Source organism: Kineococcus lubricus (assembly GCF_050871965.1).
Classification (GTDB): Bacteria; Actinomycetota; Actinomycetes; order Actinomycetales; family Kineococcaceae; genus Kineococcus.
The window spans coordinates 76,557-100,545 of sequence record NZ_JBJLSK010000008.1; the positions used below are offsets into that span (position 1 = coordinate 76,557).

Annotated in this window: 23 protein-coding genes; 5 read left to right on the plus strand and 18 right to left on the minus strand. The window is 74.3% G+C overall.

The genetic code is table 11. The annotated features are described in order from the left end of the window. Nucleotides 1-9: 9 nt before the first annotated feature. The gene (locus tag ACRYRX_RS07940; RefSeq protein ID WP_432511301.1) at nucleotides 10-600 is read left to right on the plus strand and encodes a suppressor of fused domain protein; all 591 of its coding nucleotides are present in this window, start codon (nucleotides 10-12) and stop codon (nucleotides 598-600) included. Between the two features lie 76 nt (nucleotides 601-676). On the opposite strand, the gene ACRYRX_RS07945 is transcribed toward ACRYRX_RS07940, so the two are convergent. The 4 genes from ACRYRX_RS07945 to ACRYRX_RS07960 all read right to left on the minus strand — a co-directional run bounded on the left by ACRYRX_RS07945 (nucleotide 677) and on the right by ACRYRX_RS07960 (nucleotide 4,463). Further along, nucleotides 677-1,468, minus strand: a complete 792-nt coding sequence (locus ACRYRX_RS07945; RefSeq protein WP_432511302.1) for a ferritin-like domain-containing protein — start codon at nucleotides 1,466-1,468, stop codon at nucleotides 677-679. A 144-nt stretch (nucleotides 1,469-1,612) separates the two neighbouring features. Then, nucleotides 1,613-3,241 (minus strand): chaperonin GroEL, encoded by a 1,629-nt coding sequence (gene groL / locus ACRYRX_RS07950; RefSeq protein WP_432511303.1) that lies wholly within the window; start codon nucleotides 3,239-3,241, stop codon nucleotides 1,613-1,615. Between the two features lie 298 nt (nucleotides 3,242-3,539). Next, a complete protein-coding gene (locus ACRYRX_RS07955) occupies nucleotides 3,540-3,743 on the minus strand; it encodes a cold-shock protein (RefSeq protein WP_106212766.1) in 204 nt (67 codons plus the stop codon). Nucleotides 3,744-4,172: 429 nt separating this feature from the next. Then, nucleotides 4,173-4,463 (minus strand): DUF3263 domain-containing protein, encoded by a 291-nt coding sequence (locus ACRYRX_RS07960; RefSeq protein ID WP_432511403.1) that lies wholly within the window; start codon nucleotides 4,461-4,463, stop codon nucleotides 4,173-4,175. A 194-nt stretch (nucleotides 4,464-4,657) separates the two neighbouring features. On the opposite strand from ACRYRX_RS07960, the gene ACRYRX_RS07965 reads away from it, so the two are divergent. Then, nucleotides 4,658-5,314 (plus strand): uracil-DNA glycosylase, encoded by a 657-nt coding sequence (locus ACRYRX_RS07965; RefSeq protein ID WP_432511404.1) that lies wholly within the window; start codon nucleotides 4,658-4,660, stop codon nucleotides 5,312-5,314. A gap of 50 nt (nucleotides 5,315-5,364) precedes the next feature. Further along, nucleotides 5,365-6,426, plus strand: a complete 1,062-nt coding sequence (locus tag ACRYRX_RS07970) for an aldose epimerase family protein (RefSeq protein ID WP_432511304.1) — start codon at nucleotides 5,365-5,367, stop codon at nucleotides 6,424-6,426. Nucleotides 6,427-6,512: 86 nt separating this feature from the next. On the opposite strand, the gene ACRYRX_RS07975 is transcribed toward ACRYRX_RS07970, so the two are convergent. The 4 genes from ACRYRX_RS07975 to ACRYRX_RS07990 all read right to left on the minus strand — a co-directional run bounded on the left by ACRYRX_RS07975 (nucleotide 6,513) and on the right by ACRYRX_RS07990 (nucleotide 10,044). After that, on the minus strand, nucleotides 6,513-7,274 hold the full coding sequence (locus tag ACRYRX_RS07975) for an SDR family NAD(P)-dependent oxidoreductase (RefSeq protein WP_432511305.1): 762 nt from the start codon (nucleotides 7,272-7,274) through the stop codon (nucleotides 6,513-6,515). Nucleotides 7,275-7,303: 29 nt separating this feature from the next. Beyond that, nucleotides 7,304-8,647: an MFS transporter gene (locus ACRYRX_RS07980; protein WP_432511306.1), complete on the minus strand. Its 1,344-nt coding sequence runs from the start codon at nucleotides 8,645-8,647 to the stop codon at nucleotides 7,304-7,306. Between the two features lie 120 nt (nucleotides 8,648-8,767). Then, nucleotides 8,768-9,481: a GntR family transcriptional regulator gene (locus tag ACRYRX_RS07985; RefSeq protein ID WP_432511307.1), complete on the minus strand. Its 714-nt coding sequence runs from the start codon at nucleotides 9,479-9,481 to the stop codon at nucleotides 8,768-8,770. Next, nucleotides 9,478-10,044, minus strand: coding sequence for a PadR family transcriptional regulator (locus ACRYRX_RS07990; RefSeq protein ID WP_432511308.1), 567 nt, complete (start codon nucleotides 10,042-10,044; stop codon nucleotides 9,478-9,480). Before ACRYRX_RS07990 ends, ACRYRX_RS07985 begins: the two co-directional genes overlap by 4 nt. Before the next feature lie 45 nt (nucleotides 10,045-10,089). Here ACRYRX_RS07990 and ACRYRX_RS07995 point away from each other — a divergent pair, with 45 nt between their 5' ends. Both ACRYRX_RS07995 and ACRYRX_RS08000 read left to right on the plus strand, forming a co-directional pair. Then, nucleotides 10,090-10,482, plus strand: a complete 393-nt coding sequence (locus ACRYRX_RS07995; protein WP_432511309.1) for a hypothetical protein — start codon at nucleotides 10,090-10,092, stop codon at nucleotides 10,480-10,482. A 111-nt stretch (nucleotides 10,483-10,593) separates the two neighbouring features. Next, nucleotides 10,594-12,882, plus strand: coding sequence for an EAL domain-containing protein (locus ACRYRX_RS08000; protein WP_432511310.1), 2,289 nt, complete (start codon nucleotides 10,594-10,596; stop codon nucleotides 12,880-12,882). Nucleotides 12,883-12,926: 44 nt separating this feature from the next. On the opposite strand, the gene ACRYRX_RS08005 is transcribed toward ACRYRX_RS08000, so the two are convergent. From ACRYRX_RS08005 to ACRYRX_RS08050, 10 genes are read right to left on the minus strand one after another with little or no spacing between them, the layout of a single operon-like run. Continuing rightward, nucleotides 12,927-13,919: a methyl-accepting chemotaxis protein gene (locus ACRYRX_RS08005; protein WP_432511311.1), complete on the minus strand. Its 993-nt coding sequence runs from the start codon at nucleotides 13,917-13,919 to the stop codon at nucleotides 12,927-12,929. A gap of 37 nt (nucleotides 13,920-13,956) precedes the next feature. Then, complete coding sequence (locus tag ACRYRX_RS08010) at nucleotides 13,957-14,325, minus strand: response regulator (protein ID WP_432511312.1); 369 nt, start codon at nucleotides 14,323-14,325, stop codon at nucleotides 13,957-13,959. Then, the gene (locus ACRYRX_RS08015; protein ID WP_432511314.1) at nucleotides 14,322-14,747 is read right to left on the minus strand and encodes a hypothetical protein; all 426 of its coding nucleotides are present in this window, start codon (nucleotides 14,745-14,747) and stop codon (nucleotides 14,322-14,324) included. The genes ACRYRX_RS08010 and ACRYRX_RS08015 overlap by 4 nt, the downstream gene beginning before the upstream one ends. Beyond that, nucleotides 14,728-17,175, minus strand: a complete 2,448-nt coding sequence (locus tag ACRYRX_RS08020; protein WP_432511315.1) for a chemotaxis protein CheA — start codon at nucleotides 17,173-17,175, stop codon at nucleotides 14,728-14,730. Before ACRYRX_RS08020 ends, ACRYRX_RS08015 begins: the two co-directional genes overlap by 20 nt. Next, nucleotides 17,172-17,645, minus strand: coding sequence for a response regulator (locus ACRYRX_RS08025; protein WP_432511316.1), 474 nt, complete (start codon nucleotides 17,643-17,645; stop codon nucleotides 17,172-17,174). Before ACRYRX_RS08025 ends, ACRYRX_RS08020 begins: the two co-directional genes overlap by 4 nt. Further along, nucleotides 17,642-18,520 carry a CheR family methyltransferase gene (locus ACRYRX_RS08030; protein ID WP_432511317.1) on the minus strand — a complete coding sequence of 293 codons (879 nt, stop codon included), beginning with the start codon at nucleotides 18,518-18,520 and terminating at the stop codon, nucleotides 17,642-17,644. Before ACRYRX_RS08030 ends, ACRYRX_RS08025 begins: the two co-directional genes overlap by 4 nt. Further along, nucleotides 18,517-19,140 (minus strand): HEAT repeat domain-containing protein, encoded by a 624-nt coding sequence (locus ACRYRX_RS08035; RefSeq protein ID WP_432511318.1) that lies wholly within the window; start codon nucleotides 19,138-19,140, stop codon nucleotides 18,517-18,519. Before ACRYRX_RS08035 ends, ACRYRX_RS08030 begins: the two co-directional genes overlap by 4 nt. A 46-nt stretch (nucleotides 19,141-19,186) precedes the next feature. Beyond that, nucleotides 19,187-20,290 carry a chemotaxis-specific protein-glutamate methyltransferase CheB gene (cheB, locus tag ACRYRX_RS08040; protein ID WP_432511319.1) on the minus strand — a complete coding sequence of 368 codons (1,104 nt, stop codon included), beginning with the start codon at nucleotides 20,288-20,290 and terminating at the stop codon, nucleotides 19,187-19,189. Nucleotides 20,291-20,307: 17 nt separating this feature from the next. Beyond that, entirely contained in the window at nucleotides 20,308-21,894 is a 1,587-nt protein-coding gene (locus tag ACRYRX_RS08045) for a chemotaxis protein CheW (RefSeq protein WP_432511320.1), read from the minus strand. A 35-nt stretch (nucleotides 21,895-21,929) separates the two neighbouring features. Next, complete coding sequence (locus tag ACRYRX_RS08050; RefSeq protein WP_432511321.1) at nucleotides 21,930-23,867, minus strand: methyl-accepting chemotaxis protein; 1,938 nt, start codon at nucleotides 23,865-23,867, stop codon at nucleotides 21,930-21,932. Nucleotides 23,868-23,989 lie beyond the last annotated feature (122 nt).

The window sequence follows — 23,989 nt, forward strand, 5'->3', positions numbered from 1 at the left end:
GGCCGCCTGATGCCGGAGGCTCCCCCGCCCACCGACGCCGAGGTGCGGATGGCGCGCTTCGTCGGCGAGCAGCTCATCCCCGACGGCCGTCCCCTCGTCGAGGAGTTCCTCAGCCGCGACGAGTCGCTGTCGCTGGACGTGCTGACCGCCCCCGACGCCCCGTCGCCGGGTTTCACGTCCGTCTCGACGGTGTCGATGCACCGGTACCCGAACGTCGTCGGCAGCACCGACGTGCGCGTGGAGCTGGTGACCGTCCTGCAGGACGTGGAGCAGCGGCTGGCGACGGGGCTGCTGGTCGCCTCGGCGTTCGCCGCCGTGGGTGAGCCGTGGCCGCTGTCGCCCGGGACGGTGTTCCCCGGGATCGTGGCGGACCTGCTGGGCGGGCGCACCGAGCACCTGCTGTTCACCGCACCGGGGAACTTCGCGCACCTGTCGCGCTACCCGCTGGAACCGGACCTGGACGTGCACTGGCTGCAGGCGGTCCCGGTCCACGAGAGCGAGCGCCGGTTCCTGCTGGAACGGGGGCTGGACGCGCTGGAGGAGGCGTTCGAGGCGGCCGAGGTGCCGTTCTACGACGTGCGCCGCGACGCCGTGGTCTGAGCCGCGCGGACCTCAGCCCGGCGACCGCCGGGCCCCTCGTCGAGGGCCCGCTCGGTCCCCCACCCCTGCCGGGGCCCTACTGCCGGTCGCTCTGGGCCTGGGCGCGGCTCTCGCTCTCCACGATGCGCTCCTCGAGCGCGTCGTCGTTGAACTCCTCGGCCCGGACGGCCCCCGCGTCACCGGCGACCGGGGCGGTGCCGGCGGTGCGCTCGCGCTCCAGGGAGTCCGCCGCCGCGGCCACGGCTTCACCCTCCGCCTTGCGCTCGCCGACCTTGGCCGCCGCCGCGGCAGCCACCCCGACCGTCGCGGCGACCCCGGCGGCGATGCCGGCCTTGACCCCGCCGCTCATGCCCTCGACGGGCACGGCGACCCCGGTGGTGGCGATGCGCTCGGCCAGGGCCTTGACCTTCGACCCCGCGCTCTGCTCCGTGACGAGGTTGGTCTGCAGCAGCGCCACGACGGGGGCGGCACCGCGGGCGCGGGCGTGGATCAGCAGCGTCTCGTAGACGGCCTGCTCGTGGTGCTCGGTCTCCAGCGCGCCGGCGAGGATCACGGCGTCGACGAGGGAGTCGTCGGTCTTCTTGAGGGTGGCCTTCGCCTCGGCCGCGAGGGCCTTGGTGACCGGGCACGGGGAGTCGTCGACCTCTTCACCCAGCAGGGCGAAGCACTGCTCGATCACCGTGATCTGCTGACGGGTCTCCTCGGCGTGCTCGGCGAGCAACTGCTTGAGCTCGGGGCGGCGCGCGGAGTCCTGGAGGTCGCCCAGCATGGCGAGGGTGTCCTTCTCCATGGTGAGGGCGGCTCCCAGCTTGTAGCTGAAGATCTCCTCGGGCGTGTTCAGCCGTTCGAACATCGTGCGCTCCTCCACGTCGGCCGTCCTGGTCCTGGCCAACCTGGCACGACCGGGACCACCGCGCCCGTTCGAACCGGACCCGGGAACGCCACGAGGGCGGCCCTCCGGGTGGAGGACCGCCCTCGCGGGTGGTTCAGGTGGTGCTGGGTGCGGCGGGACTCAGAAGTCCATGCCGCCCATGCCGCCGTCGCCACCGGCGGGGGCCGCAGCGGCCTTCTCCGGCTTGTCGGCGATGACGGCCTCGGTGGTCAGGAACAGCGCCGCGATGGAGGCGGCGTTCTGCAGCGCGGAGCGCGTCACCTTGACCGGGTCGTTGATGCCCGCGCCGAGCAGGTCCACGTACTCGCCGGTGGCGGCGTTGAGGCCGTGACCGGTGGGCAGGTTGCTGACCTTCTCCGCCACGACGCCGCCCTCGAGGCCGGCGTTGATCGCGATCTGCTTCAGCGGGGCCTGGATGGCGACCTTGACGATGTTCGCGCCGGTCGCCTCGTCCCCGGTGAGGTCGAGCTTCTCGAAGGCCAGCACGCCGGCCTGGATGAGGGCCACGCCACCACCGGCGACGATGCCCTCCTCGACGGCGGCCTTGGCGTTGCGGACGGCGTCCTCGATGCGGTGCTTGCGCTCCTTGAGCTCGACCTCGGTCGCCGCGCCGGCCTTGATGACGGCCACGCCGCCGGCCAGCTTGGCGAGACGCTCCTGGAGCTTCTCGCGGTCGTAGTCGGAGTCGCTGCGCTCGATCTCGGCGCGGATCTGGCCCACGCGGCCGGCGATGGCGTCGGCGTCGCCGGCACCCTCGACGATCGTGGTCTCGTCCTTGGTGACGACGACCTTGCGGGCGCGGCCCAGCAGGTCGAGGTCGGCGGTGTCGAGCTTGAGGCCGACCTCCTCGGAGATGACCTGGCCACCGGTGAGGATGGCGATGTCGCCGAGCATGGCCTTGCGGCGGTCGCCGAAGCCCGGGGCCTTGACGGCGACGGACTTGAAGGTGCCGCGGATCTTGTTCACGACCAGGGTCGCGAGGGCTTCGCCCTCGACGTCCTCGGCCACGATGACGAGCGGCTTGCCCGACTGCATGACCTTCTCCAGCAGCGGGAGCAGGTCCTTCACGGTGGAGATCTTGGAGTTGAGGATGAGGATGTAGGGGTCCTCGAGCTCGGTCTCCTGACGCTCCGCGTCGGTGACGAAGTAGGGCGAGATGTAGCCCTTGTCGAAGCGCATGCCCTCGGTGAGCTCGAGCTCGAGGCCGAAGGTGTTGCTCTCCTCGACGGTGATGACGCCTTCCTTGCCCACCTTGTCGAGGGCTTCGGCGATCAGCTCGCCGATGGAGGCGTCACCGGCGGAGATCCCGGCGGTGGCCGCGATCTGCTCCTTGGTGGTGACCTCCTTGGCGGCGCCGAGCAGCTGCTCGGTCACGGCCTCGACGGCCTTCTCGATGCCGCGCTTGAGGCCCATCGGGTTCGCACCCGCGGCCACGTTGCGCAGACCCTCGCGGACGAGCGCCTGGGCGAGGACGGTGGCGGTGGTGGTGCCGTCGCCGGCGACGTCGTCCGTCTTCTTGGCGACTTCCTTGACGAGCTCGGCCCCGATCTTCTCGTAGGGGTCGTCGAGCTCGATCTCCTTGGCGATGGAGACACCGTCGTTGGTGATCGTGGGGGCGCCCCACTTCTTCTCCAGGACGACGTTGCGGCCCTTGGGGCCGAGCGTCACCTTGACCGCGTCGGCGAGCTGGTTCATCCCGCGCTCGAGGCCGCGACGAGCCTCTTCGTCGAAGGCGATGATCTTGCTCATGCCTGGTGTTCCTCCCAGAAGACGGGCGGTGGGTGGTCGGAACGGCGCCCGCGACGGACGGCCGGGGGCACCGGGGTCACGTCCCCCGGAGCCCGCAGGCCTCACCGGACCGGCCGGGGAGCTTCGCTCCCGGGTCGAGTGCAGTTGTCACTCTCGACTCGAGAGTGCCAACGCCAATGTTGGCACTCTCGGGGTGCGAGTGCAAACCCCTCCCACCCGGTTCCGCCCCCGGCGAACCCACCCCGCCCCTCGGGAGCGGGACCGGTCCGGGGTGGCGACCACCCCGGACCGGCGCGGCTCAGAGGGCGCGGACGCTTTCGGCCTGCGGGCCCTTCTGCCCCTGCCCGACCTCGAACTCCACGCGCTGGCCCTCCTCGAGGGCGCGGTACCCGTCGGCGACGATCGCCGAGTAGTGCACGAACACGTCCGCGCCACCGTCGTCGACGGTGATGAAGCCGTACCCCTTCTCGGCGTTGAACCACTTCACGGTGCCCTGAGCCATTGCTTCTCCTGTGGTGCAGCGAGCGGAAGACGCCCCCGGCGCGGGGGGCGCCGGGCACGGGTCTCACGCTGCCCGCGGCCACGCGGCCGTGAGCGACGACGACGTGCGCTCCGCGGAGGAGTGGTGCTCGCCGAACGGATCGACCGAGGTCCACGTTAGTGCGGGGAGGGGCTGGTGGGACAGGGTTCGACGAACCCGGTTGTGCGCCGTCTTCACCGGACCGTCACGTCACCCCCGCTCACAGGACACCCCGGGCGACCTCCAGCAGCGGCCCGAGCACCGAGCGCAGGGCCACGACGAGACCGGCCGCGACGACGCCCGCGACGACCAGCCAGACCAGGAGGAGGAGCAGGACGCCGGCCGGGCCCCGCCGGGTGCGGTGCGCACCGCGCCGGGCGGCCAGCTGACGGGGCCGCTGACCCCGCCCGCTCAGGGCTGCACGCCCAGGCGGCGGGCCGAGCGCGCGCGCTGGCGGCTGCTGCGCATCCGGCGCAGCCGCTTGACGAGCATCGGGTCGTGCGCGAGCGCGGCCGGGGAGTCGATGAGCGCGTTGAGCAGCTGGTAGTAGCGCGTGGGCGAGAGGTCGAACAGCTCCCGCACGGCCTGCTCCTTGGCGCCGGCGTACTTCCACCACTGGCGCTCAAAGGCGAGGATCTCGGCGTCCCGGCGGCTCAGCCCCTCGGGCAGCTCCCCCGCCCGCTCGTGCTCGTCGCGCTCGATGCGCGCTGCGGCGTCCGACCGCTCCACGTGTCCCCCTCCGTCCTGCCGGGCCCCCGGACCGGTGACCACGCTGGGGAGTCTAGGAGGGGGTACCGACACCGGCTCCGACGACGCACGGCGCGTCGCGCGGTCGTAGCGTCACTCCCGTGACTGCTCCCCCACCCTTCCCGCAGACCCCGCACGACCCGGCCGGACTGGGCCTGGACGACCTCGACCCGGGGTGGGCGCGGGCCCTGGAGCCGGTGCGCGCGGACCTCGAACGGGTCTCGGCGGCGCTGGCCGCCGAGACGCAGGAGTGGCTGCCGGCGCCGCAGAACGTGCTGCGCGCGTTCCGGCAGCCGTTCGAGGCGGTCCGCGTGCTGCTGGTCGGCCAGGACCCCTACCCCACCCCGGGCCACCCGATCGGGCTGAGCTTCGCCGTCGAACCGCACGTGCGGCCGCTGCCGCGCAGCCTGGTCAACATCGGGCGCGAGCTGCGCGAGGACGTGGGCGTGGTGCCGCCCGAGCACGGTGACCTGTCGCGCTGGACCGACGCGGGGGTCCTGCTGCTCAACCGCGTCCTGACGGTCCGCTCCGGCGCCTCCGGTTCGCACCGCAAGCTCGGCTGGCAGGCCGTCACCGACGGCGCGGTCCGCGCGCTGGCCGCCCGCGGCGGGCCGCTCGTGGCGCTGCTGTGGGGCAAGGACGCGCAGCAGGTCGCTCCGCTCCTGGAGGGGGTGCCGGTGGTCGCGGGGGTCCACCCCAGCCCGCTGTCGGCCTCGCGCGGGTTCTTCGGGTCCCGGCCGTTCAGCCGGGTGGACGCGCTGCTGCGCGAGGCGGGCGGGGAGGGCGTCGACTGGCGCCTGGACTGAGCGCGGGGCTCCGTCCGCACGGGCGCGGGCGGTAGGGCACGATCGCCCCCATGACTGCAACGTTGCACAAGACGCCCTTCGGCCGCACCCGCCGGGGCGAACCGGTGGAGCGCTGGGAACTGCGCCTGCCCTCGGGCGCGAGCGCCGCGGTGCTCACGCGCGGGGCGGCGCTGCAGCAGGTCCTCGTCCCCGACTCCACCGGGACCCTCGGGGACGCCGTCGTCGCCCTGCCGGACGTCGCCGCCTACGAGGCCGCCTCCGGGTACCCGGGCGCGGTCGTGGGCCGGGTGGCGAACCGGGTGGCCGGTGGCCGGTTCACCCTCGACGGCGTGCAGCACCGGATCCCGGTGAACGACGGCCGCAACGCCCTGCACGGCGGCCTGGAGGGTTTCGACCAGCGGGTCTGGACGGCGACCGAGGTGGACGCCGACGGGGTCCGGGGCGTGCGGCTGTCCCTGCGCAGCCCCGACGGCGACATGGGTTTCCCCGGGACGCTGGACGCCTCGGTCACGTGCTCGCTGCGCGAGGAGGAGGGGGCGGTCGTCCTGCGCCTGCGCTACCGCGCCACCACCGACGCCCCCACCCCGGTGAACCTGACGAACCACGCCTACTTCGCCCTCGACGGCGCGGGCCCGGTCGAGGACCACGTCGTGCGGTTGCGGGCCTCGCGCTACCTGCCGGTCGACGAGCACCTGATCCCCACCGGCGAGCTCGCGGCGACCGCCGGCACCCCGTTCGACTTCAGCGCCCCCACCCGGCTCGGGGACCGGCTGCGCGACGCCGACGAGCAGCTCCTGCGGGCCGGCGGCTACGACCACTGCCTGGTCCTGGACGAACCCGGCGCGCTGCGCGAGGTCGCCGCGGTCACCGGGCCCCGCAGCGGCCGGACGGTCACCGTCCGCACGGACCTGCCGGGGTTGCAGTTCTACTCGGGGAACTTCCTCGACGGGTCCTGGCGCACGACGGCGGGCCGGCCGGTGCGGCAGGGCGACGCGCTGTGCCTGGAGACCCAGCTGCTGCCCGACGCGGTGAACCAGCCGCTGCTGGGGGACTCGGTGCTGCGCCCGGGCGAGGAGTTCACCACCACCACCGAGTACGTGTTCACCGCCTGAACCCGGCTGGACCGGGCTGAACCCACCGGTGGACGCCGCACGCCCGCCCCGGGGACCGGGGCGGGCGTGCGGGACGGCGGGCGACGTCAGTTGATGTGCTTGCCGCCGTCGACCTGGTAGCTGGCGCCGTTGACGAACCCGGCGTCCTCGGACAGCAGGAACGCCACCATGGCGGCGATGTCGGCCGGGGTGCCGACGCGGCCGACGGGGATGCCCGCGGCCATGCCCGCCTTGCGCTCCTCGGTCAGCGCGCCGCCCATGATGTCGGTGTCGATCGGGCCGGGCAGGATCGCGTTGGCGGTGATGCCGTGCGGTCCGAGTTCACGGGCCGCGCCGCGGGTGAGCCCCAGGACCGCGGCCTTGGCCGCGGCGTAGGAGGTCTTGGAGAACGTCCCGCCGCCGTCGACCGCGGTGATCGAGGAGGTGTTCACGATGCGCCCCACCCCGACCTCGATCATCCGGCGGGCAGCGGCCTGGATCATGAGCAGCGACCCGGTGGCGTTGACGGCCATCGTCCGGTTCCAGCCCTCGACGGTGAGTTCCATCAGGGGGGTGGGGTCGGCGATGCCGGCGAGGTTGACCAGGCCGACGACGGGCGGCAGTTCGCGGTCGAACCGCGCGAAGGCGTCCGCGACGGAGTCGAACGAGGCGATGTCGGTGACGGCGCCGTGGACCTCGGCGCCGGCGTCGGCGAGTTCGCGGGTGATCTCGTCGACGCCGGGGGCGGAGATGTCGACCAGACCCAGGCTCCAGCCGTCCTTCGCGAGGCGGCGGGCCACGACGCGGCCGATGCCGCGGGGGGCGCCGACGCCGGTGACGACGGCGGTGCGGCGGGCGGGGAACTCCATGGTGGTCTCCAGGTGGTCGAGGGGGTGGGTCAGCGGGCTGCGCCGGCGGTCCGGTCGGACGGCGCGTCGGCGGGGGCGTCACGCATCAGGCGGGTGCCCAGCAGGAACAGCGCACCCAGGACGGCCATCCCGGCGAGGGCGAACAGGCCCGCGGTGGTGGAGTCGAAGGTCTCCTCGGCCCAGACGCGGATGTTCGGGGCGATGAAGCCGCCGAGGTTCCCCAGGCCGTTGATGAGGCCGAAGCCCGCGGCCAGCGCGGCGCCGCTGAGGTAGCGGGTGGGCAGGGTCCAGAACAGCGGCTGGCAGGTGACGAAACCGATCGCGGCGACGCACAGGGCGACGATGGCGACGACGGCGTTGCCCGCGACGGCCGAGACGGCGATGCCGACGCCGGACAGGACCAGCAGCGCGGCACCGATCTCGCGGTGCCGGCCGCTGCGGTCGGCGAACCGCGGCAGGACCGCGATGGTGACGAGGGCGCACAGCCACGGGATGGAGGTGAGCAGGCCGACCTTGAACCCGACCTCGCGGCCGGTGATGGACGCGACCTGGGTGGGCAGGAAGAACGTGAGCCCGTAGACGGCGGCCTGGATGCACAGGCAGACCAGGCAGAAGTACAGGACGCGGGGGTTGAGCAGGGCCTTGCCCCAGCCCTGGTGCCCGCCGACGGCGGCGCGGTCGGCGTTGTCGGCCTCCAGCCGGGCCAGCAGGGCGTCGCGCTCGGCGGCGGGCATCCAGGCGGCCTTCTCGGGCCGGTCGGTCAGGTAGAACACCGCGACGATCCCGACGACGACGGCGATGAGGCCCTCGACCATGAACAGCCACTGGTACCCGGCGAGCCCGGCGGCGCCGTCCAGTTCCAGGAGACCACCGGACAGCGGACCGCCGACGATGTTGGCCAGCGGCAGGCCCATCTGGAACAGGCCGGTCGCGAACGCGCGCCGGTCCTCGGGGAACCAGTACGTGAGGTAGAGCAGGACGCCGGGGAAGAAACCGGCCTCGGCGACGCCGAGCAGGAAGCGCAGGACGTAGAACATCGTCTCGCCCTGCACGAACATGAAGGCGGTCGCGATGATGCCCCAGGTCACCATGATCCGGGCCATCCACCAGCGGGCGCCGACCTTGTGCATGATCAGGTTGCTGGGCACCTCGAAGACGGCGTACCCGACGAAGAACAGGCCCGCCCCCAGCGCGTACGCCGAGGCCGACAGCCCGATGTTGATCTCCAGCTCCTCCTTGGCGAACCCGACGTTGCTGCGGTCGAGGAACGCGATGACGTACATCAGCAGGAGGAACGGGATGAGCCGCTTGACCGAGCGGCGGACGGCGGAGTCGACCAGCTGGGTCTGCTCCGGGGTGGTGGGTGGGGTCACTGCCTGCTCCTGAAGACGTCATCGTTCACAGAGGTCACTCGGACGGGCCAGCCCGCCTCGCGAATGGAACATCCAATAGGATGTAGGTGTCAAGCGGACCTGGTGCGGCTCGGGAGAGCATCAGGAGCCGGTCGTGCTCCCGTGGCCGACGGCGGCGCTGTCCGCGATCGCGCGCGAGCGCACGGCCTCCAGGTGCTCACGCATCCGCTCCGCCGCCGCGGCGGCGTCCCGCTCCCGCAGGGCCCGCACGAGCGCGCCGTGCTCGACGATCGCCATCTCCGCGTCGGTGACACCGTCCCCGACCAGCCGCAGCCGGAACCGCTGCACCTGCCCGTTCAGCGCCTCGAAGGCCTCGGCCAGGAAGGTGTTGCCCCCCGCGCGGTTCAGCAGCCGGTGGAACTCGTTGTCGGCCCGGTGGTAGTCCTGGTAGTCCGCGAAGGACGGGCCCTTGGGCGCTTCCTCCATGCGCCGCACCGTGTCCGCGAGCCGGTCCAGCAGCTCGTCGTCGACGCGGGCGGCGGCCGCGGCCGCGTTGTGGCACTCCAGCAGCAGCCGGGCGTCCATCAGCTCCTCGACCTCGCGCGGCGTGAGCAGCCCCGCGACCCGGTAGCCCCGCATGGCGATCCGCTCGACCAGGCCGGTGCCCTCGATCCGGGCCATCGCCTCCCGCACGGGGGTCGGGGAGACCCCCAGCGTCCGGGCCAGGCCGTCGATGCTCAGGGACTCCCCCGGGCGGGCGTTGCCGTCCATCAACCAGGCCAGCAGCGAGGCGTGCACCGAGTCGGCCAGCGATTCCCGGGCAGGCGGGGACGGCGGCACGGGGCGGGGGGTCACCGCGGGATCGTACCCAGCGGGTCCGGCGGGGGCGGTTCCCCGGCGAGGGCGGCCAGCGTCTCCTCGCACCACGCCCGCGCCGCGCGGGCCGTGTGCTCCCCCGCCGAGATCGTCGTGAGCCGGTAGCGGGCGCGCGGGTCCCCGGCCGCGATCTCGCCCTCGACCTCGGCGCGCGCCGCGGCGAGCACGGCGAGCCGCTCACCGGCCCGTTCCCGCACCTGCCGCACCAGGTCGGCGCAGGCGGCGGGCCCCAGCAGGTCCCCGAAGAACAGCCGCAGCAGCGTCCCGTCGCGCGGGCGCTGCGGCACCGGGGGTCCGGCCAGGCCGGCGAGCAGCCGCTCGCGGCCGGCGGCGGTCAGCGCGTACCGCGCCGACCCCGCGCGTCCCCCCTCGACGGGGTGCACGGAGCCGTCGGCCACCAGTCGGGAGATCGCCGGGTGGACCTGCCCGAAGCTCTCGCCCCGGAAGGCGCCGAGCCGGCCGTGGACCAGGTCGCGCACGGCGTACCCGGTGGCGGGGCGCACGCTCAGGACGGCCGGCACCACGAGTTCGGTCCGGTTCACGGTCCTCCCTCGCATCCGGCGGGTACGACAGCCCAGCCTGCGGACGTGACCCCGCTCCTGGCCGCCGGCACCACCGCCGCCCTGCTCCTGCTCGTCGTCACGGGGTTCCAGGTCGCCCTCGCCGCGGGCGTCCCCCGGGGCCGGGCCGCGTACGGCGGCGCCCCCGACCACCTGCCCCCGCGCCTGCGGGTCACCAGCCTGGTCGCGGCCCTCCTCCGGGCCACCGCCGCGCTGCTCGTGCTGCGCCGCACCGGCGTCGGCGTCCGGACGCCGCTGCCCGAGGACGGCCTGCCCACCGCGCTGTGGGTGCTGGTGGCCCTGCTCGCCGTCGGGGCGGTCCCGGACCTGCTGACCCGCAGCCGCGTCGAGCGCGCCGTGTGGGCCCCGGTCAGCGTCGTGGCCTGCGGCGCCACCGCCACGGTCAACCTGCTCGCCTGACCCCCGGGCGCTGCGCGGCGGGCAGCGGGTGGATCACCGCGACAAGCGACGGGCGCGTCCCTACAGTCGGAGCGGTCCGTGCAGGCTCCGGGACGCTGAGGACGTGAGGCGATGGCGATGGCGGCGGCGTCCGACCCCGAGGTCCCCGACCACGCCGGCCACCGCGAGCTGCGCGCGGTCTACCAGCCCGTCGTGGAGCTGGACAGCGGCCGCGTCGTCGCCGTCGAAGGGCTCGTCCGCGCCCGCCGGGACGGCGCCGAGCTGAGCCCCGCCCGGCTGTTCGCCGACGCCGGGCCCCCCGGCGGCGCCGCCGCGCTGCGACTGGACGCCGAGTGCCTGCGGTGCGTCCTGACCGGGGCCGGCTCCCTGCCCGCCGGGGCGACCCTCTTCGTCAACGTCGAGCCGCCCACGCTCGGGGCCCTGTCGCACCAGGACCTGGCCGAGCTCTCGGCCGTGCTCGACCCCGGGGTGCAGGTCGTCGTGGAGGTCACCGAGCGGGACCTGCTGCACGACCCCGCGCAGCTGCTGGCCGGGATCGCCCGGGTGCGGGAGCTGGGGTGGGCGGTGGCCCTGGACGACGTGGGCGCCGAACCGGCCGCCCTGGCGCTGATGCCGTTCCTGCGCCCGCAGCTCGTCAAGCTGGACCTGGCGCTGGTGCGGGCCCGCCCCTCGCTGGACGTGGCGGCCATCGTCAACGCCGTGCACGCGGAGGCGCAGCGCAGCGGCGCGCTCGTCCTGGCCGAGGGCATCGAGACGCCGGAGCACCTGCGCCGGGCCCTGGGGATGGGGGCCCGGCTGGGGCAGGGGTGGCACTTCGCCCACCCCGGGCCCCCGCCCGCGCGGTGGGGGGCGCCGCTGGCGCTGCCGCCGACCCCGCCCGCGCCCACGGCCGCGACCACCGCCTTCGACGTGCTCCGCCGCGACGGCGCCACCCGGCCCACGACCCCCGACCTGCTGGCCGCGCTGACCCGGCACGTCGAGCGCCAGGCGATGCTGCTGGACGAGGCGACCGTCGTCCTGTCCTCCTTCCAGCACTCCGACTCCTTCACCACCGCCACCCGCCGCCGGTACGAGGCCCTGGCCGCGGTCTCCTGCCTGACCGCCGTCCTCGGTCCGGGCATGTCGGCCACCCCCGTGCCCGGGGTGCGGGGCAGGGCCCTGGCCGACGACGACCCCGTCGGCGCGGAGTGGGTGGTGACGGTCGTCTCGCCCCACTTCGCCGCCGCCCTGGCCGCCCGCGACGCCGGCGGGGACGGCCCCGCACCCGCGCGCCTCGACGCCGGCACCGGTCCGCAGCGGCCCATGACCTACGTCCTCAGCTACGACCGCGACCAGGTGATCGAGGCCGCGAACGTGCTGATGTCGAGGGTCCACGTCAGCGCCCCCGAGCCGGACGGCGCCGGGGAGGGCACGACCGGCGCGCCCGGCGAGCGGGCGGGCACCGGTGGCGAGCGGGCCGGGACGACGGTGACGCTGCGCCCCGCCGACGGCGTCAGCGCGTCGATGCTGGGCGGCGTGGCCCCGGCCGAGCTGCCGGGGCTGCTCACCCGGGCCATCGCCACCGCCAGCAACGGCATCGTCATCGCCGACGCCACCGCCCCCGACCTGCCGCTGGTGTACGTCAACACCGCGTTCGAGCAGATGACCGGGTACGGCGCGCAGCAGGTCCTGGGACGCAACTGCCGTCTGCTCCAGGGCCCCGGGACCGACCGCACGCAGGTGCGGGTCATCGCGCGGCGCCTGCTGACCGGCCGCACCGTCCAGACCACCCTGCTGAACTACCGGCACGACGGCACGCCGTTCTGGAACGAGATCACGATCAGCCCCGTCCACGACTCCACGGGACGCCTGACGCACTTCATCGGCAACCAGTCCGACGTCAGCGACCGCGTCGAGCGCGAGCGGCGCACCGCTCACCTGGCCTACCACGACTCCCTGACGGGCCTGCCCAACCGGGCGCGGATCGTCGCGAACCTGGAACGGGAACTGCGGCGCAGCGCGCGGACCGGTGACGCGGTGGCGGTCGTCCTCGCCGACCTGGAGGACATCAGGTCCCTCAACGACCGGCTGGGCCACGAGGCCGGGGACTGGGCGCTGGTCCACGCCGCCCGGCGCCTGCGGGCGGTGGTGCGCACGGAGGGTTTCGTGGGCCGGCTGGCCGGGAACGAGTTCCTGCTCGTCCTGCCCGACCTGCCGCCCGGCGACGACGGTCCGGTGCGCGACGTCGTGCGGCGGCTGCACGAGAGCCTGGAGGAACCGGTGAACCTGCCCGGCGGGCCCGTTCGGCTGCGCGCCGACCTCGGTTCCGCCCTGGCCCCGCGGGACGGCCTGAGCGCCGCCGCCCTCGTGGACGCCGCGCGGGCCCGCACGGGCCGCGGCGACCGGGGCCCGTCGCGCTGAGGGCACCCGGTCGGTGGCGGCGGTCCGCCGCCACCGACCGGCCGTCAGAACAGCTCGACGAGCGGGGTGGCCGGCTGCGCCGGAGCCGTGCCCCCGGAGCCGGCGCGCCCGGAGTGCACCGCTCGCTGGCGCTGGGAGACGTAGGAGGACTGCAGGGCGGCGACGGCGTCGTCGAGGGCGCGCAGGGCCTCGGCGTCGGCCTCACCGCGCAGGTGGCCGGTGACGACGGCCAGCTGACGGCCCAGCTCCTCCATCGCCCCGGTGACCGCGGCGACGGACTGGCGGGTGATGTCCTGGAACTGGGTCTGCGCCAGCGCCGCCGTCGTGCGCGTCCCCAGGTCGGCGACCGCCCCGGCGATCTGGCCGGCGACCTCGCGGGTGGCGCCCACGCTCGCGCTGAGCACCTCCGAGGCCTCCTGCTGGGCGGCGGCGATCCCCTCCAGGCGGGCGTTGATCTGCTCGGAACTGCCCGCCGAGCCGGTCTCGCTGCCCAGCCGCTGCTCCATCAGCGACGTCACCCGCGTGATCCCGGCGCGCACGCTGGACGCGGCCTGGGCCGACTGCCGCGACAGTTCCCGGACCTCGTCGGCCACCACCGAGAAACCCTCCCCGGCGTCACCGGCCCGGACGGCCTCGATCTTGGCGTTGAGCGCCAGGATGGTGGTGGCGTGCGCGACGGCGGCGATGGCGTCCACCTCGCGGTCCAGGGCCCGCACCTCCCCGACCAGGTCGAGCACGGAGCGGTCCCGGTCGGTGACCAGCTGGACCAGTTCCTCGACGTCGGAGGCGTTCTCGCGGGTGCGGCGGGCCACCTCGTCGGCGCCCTGCTCGCAGCGGCGCACCAGCTCGTCGGCCAGGGCGCTCATCCGCTCCACGCCGCCGTCGATCTGCTGCACCTCGCTGATGAGGCCGAACGCGGCCTCCTCGGTCCCGTCGACGACGTCGCCCAGCTGGGCGACGAGCACCTCGAGCAGCTGCCCGGAACGGGCGAGCACCCCGGTGGTCGCGGGCACGTCGACGTCCGGTCCTGCGTGCACCGGCTGCTCCTCCCGGCTCCTGGTGAACAGACCCACCTCAGGCTCCGGGGACGACCTGGCGGATCACGCTCATCAGCGCGTCGCCGGTCACGGGCTTGACGAGCCAGCCGGTGGCGCCGGCGGCCTTGGCCTCGTCCCGCTTGGTCTGCTCGGACTCGGTGGTGAGCATGAGGATCGGGGTGAAGCGCAGACCCGCCCGGCGCGCCTCGCGCACGAAGCCGATGCCGTCCAGGCGGGGCATGTTCACGTCGCTGATGACGAGGTTCGGCTTCAGGCCGCCCTTGATGCGGTCCAGCGCCTCCTGGCCGTCGGCGGCGGTCTCGACCACCAGGCCCTCCTTGGTGAGGATGGACTTGATGCTCATGAGCATGGTGGGCGAGTCGTCGACGAGCATGACGGTGGTCATCGGGGGTCCTCTTCGGGTGCGGGGTGGGCGGTGGAGGGTTCAGCGGGAGTTTCAGCAGGAGTTTCCGCGGGGGTTTCCGCGGGGGTTCCCGCGGGGGTTCCCGCGGGGAGGTCCACCGCGGCGTCGGCCGGGGCGGTGTCCTGGACCGCAGCGGTGTCGGCAGCTGGGGCGGGTCCCTCGGCGGCGTCGGCCCGCAGCAGCGGCAGGACCCACACCCTGAGGAACTCATCGGCCGGGACGGCGCTGACCTTGACCCGGGCCGCCATCAGCGCCTGCAACGCGGCGGTGTGCAGGTGCCGGCAGTCGGTCAGGTCGGCGCGCGGGGCCGGGGTGGTGCGCAACCAGGCCGCCAGCGGCTCGGCGTCGTCGACGACGACGGCACCGCTCAGGACGGCGGTGCTCTCAGCGAAGTGCAGCGGCACGGGAGTTCAGCTCCTTGACGTCGAGGACCAGCAGGACGAGGCCGTCGCCCAGCAGGGCGGTGCCGCAGTAACCGGGGGTCGCGGCCAGGAAACCCTCCAGGGGTTTGAGGATGACGTCGGTGTTCTGGTGGAAGCGGTCCACCACCAGACCCAGGGGGCCGGTGCCGGTGCGCACCACCAGGACGTTGAGCGCCTCGGCGTCCAGGTCCCCGCCGGTCCCCAGCAGGGCCCCCAGGGACACCAGCGGCACCACCTCGTCGCGCAGGGCCAGGACGGGGTGCCCGGCCACGCGGGTGACCTCCTCGCGGTCCACCCGCACGGTCTCCACCACGTCGTCCAGCGGGACCCCGAAGCGCTGCCCGCCGGCGGTCAGCAGCAGGACCCGCGAGACGGCCATCGTCAGGGGCAGCCGCAGCCGCACCGTCAGACCCTGCCCGCGCCGGTTCTGCGTCGTGACCGAGCCGCCGAGACGCTCGATGGAACTGCGCACCGCGTCCATGCCCACCCCGCGCCCGGAGACGTCGGAGATGACCTCGGCGGTGGAGAAACCCGGGGCGAAGACGAGCTGGGCCGCCTCCTCCTCGGACATGTTCTCCAGGGCGTGCTCGTCGATCAGACCGCGCTGGTAGGCCTTGGCCCGCACCACGTCGGTGTCGATGCCCCGCCCGTCGTCGGTGATCTCGACGAGGACCGCGTCGCCGTCGGGAGCGGCGCGCAGCAGCAGCGTCGCCTCCTCGGGCTTGCCGGCCGCCACGCGCTGCTCGGGGGTCTCGATGCCGTGGTCGAGGCTGTTGCGGACCAGGTGCACGAGGGGCTCGGTGAGCATCTCGATCACGTCCTTGTCCGCGGCCGTCTCCTCCCCCTCCTGCACGAGGTGGACCTTCTTGCCCAGCTTGCGCGACAGGTCGCGCACCAGGCGGGGAGCGCGGGCGAAGGCGGTGGAGACCGGCAGCATGCGCACGTCCATGACGGCCTGCTGCAGTTCCTCGCTGACCCGGCTGACGACGGCGTACTCGTCCAGGACGCGGCGGGCCAGGGCCCGGGAACCGGCGTCCTCGGCCTCCTGCGCCACGAAGGGCAGCGCGTTCTTGGCCACGACGAGCTCACCGACGAGGTCCAGCAGCTTGTCGACCTTGGCCTGCTCGACCTTCAGGACCCGCCCGGCGCGGGAGGCGTCCTCGGGCGCCGCCGCGTCGGCCCGCACCACCGGGGTCTCCTCCGGGGAGGTGCGGGGGGCGGGGACCGGGCCCGGCGCGGGCGCGGCGGCGCCGCGCTCCTGCTCGGCCAGGCTGGGGGCCGGGGTCCCGGCGCCCGCGGTGACCTCGCCGATCCACTGCACCAGCGGCCCGGCGAGACCCGTCTGGAGGAAGTGGGTGAGGCCGGCGACGCCGGGGGCGGTGTCCAGGCCCGCGGCGGTGGCGATCCGCAACGCGACCGCGGCGGCCGAGCGCACCCGGGCGGCGCCGGCCGGGGGGCCGTCGCTGACGTCGTCGCGGTCGGTGCCCACGTGCGAGAGCAGACGGCACTGGGCCTGCAGCAGCAGGGCGTGCAGCGGGTCCAGCCCGGCACCGGCGGGGGCGTCCGGGACGTCCGGGGCGTCCGGCGCGTCCGCCGCGGCGGGAACGCCGTGCAGCAGCCGGGTCAGGGCGCCCGCCGAGACCTCCACGACCTGCACCTGCTCGGGCACGTACCGGAAGACGTGGGCGAGTTCCCCGACGGCCGCGCGGGTCAGCGCGGTGAAGCGCAGCACGCACTCGTACTCGTCGACGTCGGCGATGTCGCCCATCGGCTCCGCGGGTGCGGTGTGCAGCAGTTCCAGCGCCGGGACCTGGCGGAACAGGTTCAGCGGGTCCTCACCGCGGAAGAAGCACGCCGCGTCCGGTTCGTACCGCACCGCGCGCACGGTGGCGCCGGTGGTCTCCAGCCACGCCCGCAGCTCCTCCAGGTGGCCGGTGGGCAGGTCCCGCAGCCAGCCGGGCAGGTCCACGGGTTCGACGACGGGCGCCGCGGGGGCGGCGGGGGCCGCGTCCGGCCGGGCCCGCTCGCCCAGCCAGGACCGCAGCATCGCCGACTGGGTGTCGGCCTCGCGGTCGGCACCCTCGGGGGTCCGGCCGGTGGCCTCGATGACCGGCATCCAGCGCCGGACGGTGTCGAACGCCCACAGCAGGGCGTCGACCATCTCCGGGGTGAGGGGGAGCCGGCCGGCGCGCACGGCGTCGAGCAGGTCCTCGGCGGCGTGGGTGAGCCGCGTCAGCTCGGGCAGGTCGAACAGCCCGGAGGAACCCTTGAAGGTGTGGGCGGCGCGGAACACGGCGTTGACGAGCTCGCCGTCGCCGGGTTCGGCCTCCAGGCGCAGCAGGCCCTCGTCGACGTCGGCGAGCAGGTCGGCCGACTCGGCGACGAACTGCACGAGCAGGGGGTTGGTCACGACCGGCTCCCGGGGGTCGGGCTGGATGCGGAGGAGGGCGACGGCAGGGGTGCGGTGAGCAGGTCGGCGACCCGGGTCAGCAGGTCGGGCGCCACCGGTTTGACGAGGTACAGGTTGGCGCCGGCGGCGTACCCGGCCTCGGCGTCGGACTCCTGGGACTCGGTGCTGATGGTGACCACGGGCACGGAACGGCCCAGGGCCTCCCCCCGCAGTCGGCGCACGAGGGTGAGACCGTCCACGTGCGGCATGTTCACGTCCGTGACGACGAGGTCGTAGCGGTTGACCAGCAGCAGTTCCAGCGCCTCGAAGCCGTTGGCGGCCTCCTCGACGGTGAAACCGGCGGCGCGCAGGACGCCCCCGTGGTACATCCGCACGGTGGGCGCGTCGTCGACGACCAGCACCAGACCGCGCGACGGCGACCCGGGTCCGGGGTCCTGCCCGTCCCCGGGGTTCTCGGTGAGCGGGTTCATGCCGTGGCTCCGATCGCGGGTCGCTGGTAGACGATCCCCTCCGGCAACCGGACGGGGTCGAAGATGGGTGAGATGCGGCTCATGGACTCCGAGTGCCCCAGGAAGAGGAACCCGCCCGGCCGCAGGGCGCCGAAGAGGTTCTCCGCGGCGCGGCGGGAGGAGATCTCGTCGAAGTAGATGAGGACGTTGCGGCAGAACACGACGTCGAAGGCCCGGAAGGAACGCATCTGCGCGGTGTCGCAGATGTTCGCGGTCGTGAACTCGATGGCCTCGCGCACGTCCGCGCTGAGGCGGTGGCGGTCGCCGCCGATGCGCTCGAAGAACCGGTTCCGCAGGGCCGGCGGCACGCGGTGCATCGACCGCGCCCCGTACTCCCCGCGCTGGGCCAGTTCCAGGACGCGGGTGTCGATGTCCGCGGCGACGATCTCCACGTCGGACTCCTCGATGCCCGGCCAGTCCGACAGCAGGCGCAGCGCGATGGAGTACGGCTCCTCGCCGGTGGAGCAGGGGACGGACAGGATGCGGATCGGGGTGGCGTCGCGCTGCGCCCGCCGGGCCGCGGCGATGCCGGGCAGGACCGTGCGGACCAGCGAGTCGAACTGGTGGTCCTCGCGCAGGAAGTACGTCTCGTTGACCGTCAGCTCGTTCACGAGCTGCTGGGCGACGCGCTCGTCGGCCCCCGCCCGCAGGGACGCGAACCACAGGTTGAAGTCACCCCCGTGCTCGCGCACGCAGGAGTTCACGCGCTTGTCGACGAAGTAGCGCTTGTTGTCGCCGAACTGGATGCCGGTGCGCCGGTAGACCCACTCCCGCACGCGGGCGAACTGGGCGTCGGTGAGCTGTCCCCCGACGGCGCCGGTGGTGGACAGGTTCACCGGGCACCCGCCGCGAGGGTCGCCAGGAACCGCAGGTAGGGGTTGGCGGGGAAGCGGGCGGCGGCCGCGGTGGCCAGCTGCCGCGCCAGGCCGTCCTCCAGCTGCTGGGCGGCGTCCACGGCGGCGGCGACGACGTTCTCGTCGGCGTCGGCGTCCACGACGACCTCCAGCCAGTCCGGCACCCCGGGGTGGGGCAGGGCGCTGAGCACCATCACGGCCAGGGTCCGGACCCGGACGTCCCCGGTGGTCAGCAGCTCGTCCAGGACGGCGGCCGCGCCGTTCGGCATGGCCTGCAGCGTCAGCACCGCCGCGTTGCGCCGGACGGCGTCGTCGTCGCCGAGCCAGCCGGCGAGCTCGCGCGCGACCTCCGGCAGGTCGTGGGCGACCAGGGTGGTGAGCACCGCGTCGCGCACCACCGGCTGCCGCTCCCCGCGCGCCGCGGACAGCAGCGCGGGGACGGCCTCCCCCACCCCGGCCAGGTCCAGGGCGGCCCGGCGGCGCTGCTCGGCGTCGACGCTGCGCAGCTGCGCCAGCAGACCGTCCAGGTCCCGCTCGGTGTCGCGGCGCTCGGCGCTCGGCTCGGCGGCCGCGGTGGTGGCGGCCTTCTTGACCAGGCCCATGGCTCCTCCTCGGGGAACTGCGGGTAGGGGTGGGGGGTGCGGGCGGTCAGGCCCAGGCGACGACCTGCGCCGCGATCCGGTCGGCGGGCAGGACCCGGGTGGCGCCGCCGCGGGCGACGAGCTGGCCGGGCATGCCCCAGACCACGGCCGACTCCTCGGCCTCGGCCACGGTCCGGCCGCCGCGGGCCCTCAGCTGCGCCATCTGCTCGGCGCCGTCGTCGCCCATGCCGGTGAGCAGGACGCCGACGGTGCGGGCGGGGTCCACGTGCTCCAGCGCGCTGGCGACCAGGCGGTCGACGCTGGGGTGCCACCGGTAGGCCGCCCCGGCGGGCGCGGGCCGGACCACGAGGTCCGCACCGCGCCGGCCCAGCACCACGTCGGCGTCGCCGCGGGCCACGTAGACGTGCCCCGGCTGCACCGGGACCAGCCCGGTGACCTCGCGCACCGGCAGGGCGCAGGAGGCGTCCAGCCGCTGGGCCAGCGCCCCGGTGAAGGACGCCGGCATGTGCTGGGCGATGACCACCGGCGCGGGGAAGTCGGCCGGGAACTGCGACAGCAGGGCCGACAGCAGCGCGGGACCGCCGGTGCTGGACCCCACGACCACCAGGTCGGTGGCGCCGGCGGCCGCGCCGCCGGTGGTGCCCCGGTGCACGGGCGGGGCCGGGCGGGCGGGGCGCCCGGCGGCGAACGCCTCCTCCCGCTGCCGGCGCAGGCGGGAGGTCAGCGAACCGGGACGCACCCGCGACCGGGCCGCGCGGCGGACCTTGCGGCGGATCTCCTCGGCGGCCTCGGACAGGTTCAGCGACACGGTGCCGCCGGGTTTGGCGACGTAGTCGACCGCCCCCAGCTCGAGGGCCTCCAGGGTGGCCACGGCTCCCCGCTCGGTGATCGAGGAGACCATGACCACCGGGACGGGACGCTCGTCCATGATCCGCGCCAGGCAGGTCAGCCCGTCCATCACGGGCATGTTGACGTCGAGGGTGACCACGTCGGGTTCCTCGCGCCCCAGGACGTCGAGGGCGTCCTCGCCGTTGCGGGCGAGGACGACCTCCACGTCGCCGTCGGCGGTGAGCATCGTCTTCAGCGCCTTGCGCATGAGCGCGGAGTCGTCGACGACGAGCACCTTCACCTTCTCCCCGGGACCGGCCACCGGCGCGGCTCCCGGGTTCAGGCGGCGGTGGACGAGGTCCGCACCTCGTCCACCAGCTGCGCGACCTGGGCCCCGCCGAGCAGCTGGGCCGGTTCGAGGACGAGCAGCATCCGGTCCTGGCGGGGCAGGTTCGCCACCCGCGTCACGACCTCCGCCTGCTCCGGGGACAGCTCGGGGGCGTTCTCCAGCTCGGCGTTGCCGACCCGCAGGACCTCCGCGACCGAGTCCACGACGAACCCGGTGCGCACGCCCTGGATGATGAGCACCACGATGCGCTGGCGCTCGTCGCGGGCGCTGCGGTCCAGCCCGAGCCGGGTGCGCAGGTCCACCACGGGCAGCACCGCGCCGCGCAGGTTCACCAGGCCCTCGACGAAGTCGAGGGTCTTCGGGACGCGGATGAGCGTCTCGGGCACGCGGATGATCTCCTGCACGGCGTCGACCGCCACGCAGTACTCCTCGCCCTGCAGGCGGAAGACGACGAGCAGCTCGTCGTCCCCGCGGCCGTCGTCCACCACGTCGTCCTCCTGGTCCTGGCGGGTGCGGTTCACCACCGCGTCGTCGAGGTCGAAGTCGGTGAGCCCACCGACGTCGACGAGGGAGTCGGCCGACAGGACCGACACCAGCCGCTTGCCGTCCTCCAGCCGGCACACCGACTGCACCTCGCGGCTGCGGCCGCCGCCGGAGACGACGTGCGGCAGGGCGCCGACGAGCTCGGCGGGCACCCGCAGGACCTCCCGGACGGTGTCCATGACGACGCCCACGAGCGACTCGCGGCCCTCCCGCTCGACCGTCACCACGACGATGCGGTTGTGCGGCTGCAGGACGGGGACCTCCAGGCCGAAGACCTGGCGCAGGCTGACGACGGGCAGCAGCCCGCCGCGCAGGTCCATGACCCCCAGGACGCGGGCGGCCGCGTTGGGCACGGCCGTGACCCGCTCGGGGGCCTGGACGATCTCCTGCACGCGGTCGATGGGCAGGGCGTACTCCTGCCCGTCGACGGCGAAGCTCACCAGTTCCAGGGTGTCGGAGGAGTCGTCCTCGGCCACCGTCGCCGCCGGCGACCACGCGCCGGGACCGGCGCCGCTCGCGGCGACCCGGCGGGCCAGGTCCGCGAACTCCGCCCGGACCAGGCGCTGCACGTCGAGCACCGTGGTCATGCGGCCGGCGGTGCCCTTGAGGACCGCGGCGAGCAGTTCGGAGCGGACGGTGCTCTGCACGCCCTCGGCGCTCTCGAGCTGGTCGGCCTCCACCGACACGACGGCGGTGACGCGGTCGACCACCAGGCCCAGGGTCGCCCCCGCGGCCTGCACGACCACCACGCGGGTGGCCTCGTCGTGCTCGGCGGTGCTCAGCCCGCAGCAGGCGCGCAGGCTCACCACCGGCAGCACCCGCCCGCGCAGGTTCGCCAGGCCCTCCAGGGCCGGCGGGCCCAGCGGGACCCGGATCAGCTCGGGCATGCGGATGATCTCCTGCACCCGCTCCATGGGCAGGGCGTAGGACTCCCCCGCCATCTCGAACGTCACGAAGTCGCTGGTCGTGTCGTTCTCCTCCCCCTCGCTCGCGACGGGGTTGTCCTCCAAGGGGAGGGTTTCCACGGTGCTCATCGCGCTCCTCGTCATCGCCTCGGTCGCCGCGCGGGTCAGGGCTGCTGGAGCTCGTCGGCCAGGGCGGCGATCTCCTCGATGGCGGTGGCGAGCTCCTCGGCGCCGGTGGACTGCTGGCGCGCGGCGGCGGAGGCCTGCCCGGCCAGGGTGTCGGCCTGGTTGGCGGCGGCGGAGATCTGGTCCAGGGCGGTCTTGACCTGCGAGAGCGCGGAGGCGATCTCGGCGGACGCGGCGCGCACCTCCTGGTTGCCCTCGCGCACGTCGGCCATGTCGCGCTCGACCTCGACGAGGCGGGCGGTGCTGGCCTTGGCGCGCTCGACCTCCACCAGGGCCTGGCGGGAGGTCTCCTCCAGGTCCGCGCGCACGGCGGCGATGCGGTCCTGGACCTCCTTCACGAGGTCCTTGATGCGCTCGGCGTTGTCGGCGGAGTCGCGGGCCAGGTTGCGGATGTCGGTGGACACGACCGCGAACCCCTTGCCGTACTCGCCGGCGCGCGCGGACTCCACGGACCCGTTGACGGCCAGCATGTTTGTCTGGATGGAGACGTTGGCGATGGCGTCGACGATCTTGTCGATCTTGCGGGAGACGATCTCCAGCTCCACGACCTGCTTGACGCTGTCCTTCGCGGCGGCCGACGCGGCGGTGATCGCGGTGATCATCGCGTCGACGGCCTGCTTGTTGGTGGCCAGCTGCTCGATCATCTCGCCGGCCTTGTCCACGGCCACGCCCGCGCGGCTCTCGGCGAGCTGGGCGCCGGACTCGATCTGGTTGATGGCGCTGGAGGACTCCTGGGTCTTGGCCGACTGCGCCTGCGCCCCGCTGGAGATCTCGCCGATGGCCTGGGAGATCTGGGTGGCGGCGCGGTTGATCTCCTCCGCGGCGGCGGCCAGCTCCTCGGCGGAGGCGGCGACCTCCTCGGCGGACTTGCCGATGTCGGCGGACCCGCGCAGCTCGTCGGCGATCTCGGACAGCTGCTCGGCGGCCTGCTCGCTCTGCTGCAGCGCCGCGCCCTGCTGGTCGACGGTCTGCAGGACCTCCTCGGCCGCGGCGGACTGCTGCTCGGCGGCGGCGGCGATCTCCTCGGCGCGCAGCTGCGCGTCCTGGGAGGCGCGCTCGGCCTGGGTGGCGGCGGCGGCGATCTCGCCCGCGCCGTCGAGGATGACCACCATGTCGTCGCGGATCTGCGCGAGCTGGGCGGTGACGGCGCGGCCCTTCTCGACCTCGCCGCGGGAGGTGTCGGCCGAGGCCTGCACGCCCTCGGCGACGGCGGTGACGCCGCTGCGGATGGAGTCGATGAGCTCGCGGATCTGGCTGGCGGAGCGCTCGGAGGTCTCGGCCAGGGTGCGGACCTCGTCAGCGACGACGGCGAAGCCCTTGCCGTGCTGACGGGCCCGGGCGGCCTCGATGGCGGCGTTGAGGGCCAGCAGGTTCGTCTGGTCGGCGATGCGCGCGACGGCGGCGACGATGGTGCCGATCTCCTCGGCCTGCTTCTCCAGCTCGGTGATCATCTCCACGGACTGGGTCTGGCGGTCGGCGGCCTCGCCCACGTTCGCGACCAGGCTGGAGATGCCGTCGGCGGTCTCGCCGAGCAGCGTCTGCAGCTTGGTGGTGGTGTCCTTCACCCGCGCGCTGGTCTGCTTCTGCGTCTGGATGCGCCCGGCGACCTGGTTGGTGGCGGCCAGGGACTCCTGGGTGGCGCCCGAGGCCTCCTCGGCCCCGGCGGCGATCTGCTGCATCGCGTCGCGCAGCTGGCGGGAGGCCTCGGCGGACTGGGCGGTGGAGGCGGCCAGCTCGGTGGTGGCGGCGGCGATGCGCTCGGCGGCCTGCTGCTGCTTGGCGACCGTGCGGGCGCGCCGGCGCGCCTCGTCGGACTCGCGGGGGTCCTTGCGGGCGGCCGCGGGCGCGGTGGTCGCCCCGGTGGCGGGACGGGCTGCGGGGATGGTCGCCTTGGCGCCGTTCCTGGTCAGGGGCATGGACTCGGTCCTTCGCTTCGGGTGCGACGAGACGGTGGCCGACGGCCGCCGGGACGGCGCTCGCTGGGGGATGTCTAGAAGTTCGGCAACCCCCGTTGCCGACTTGAGCAACCCCCGTTGCC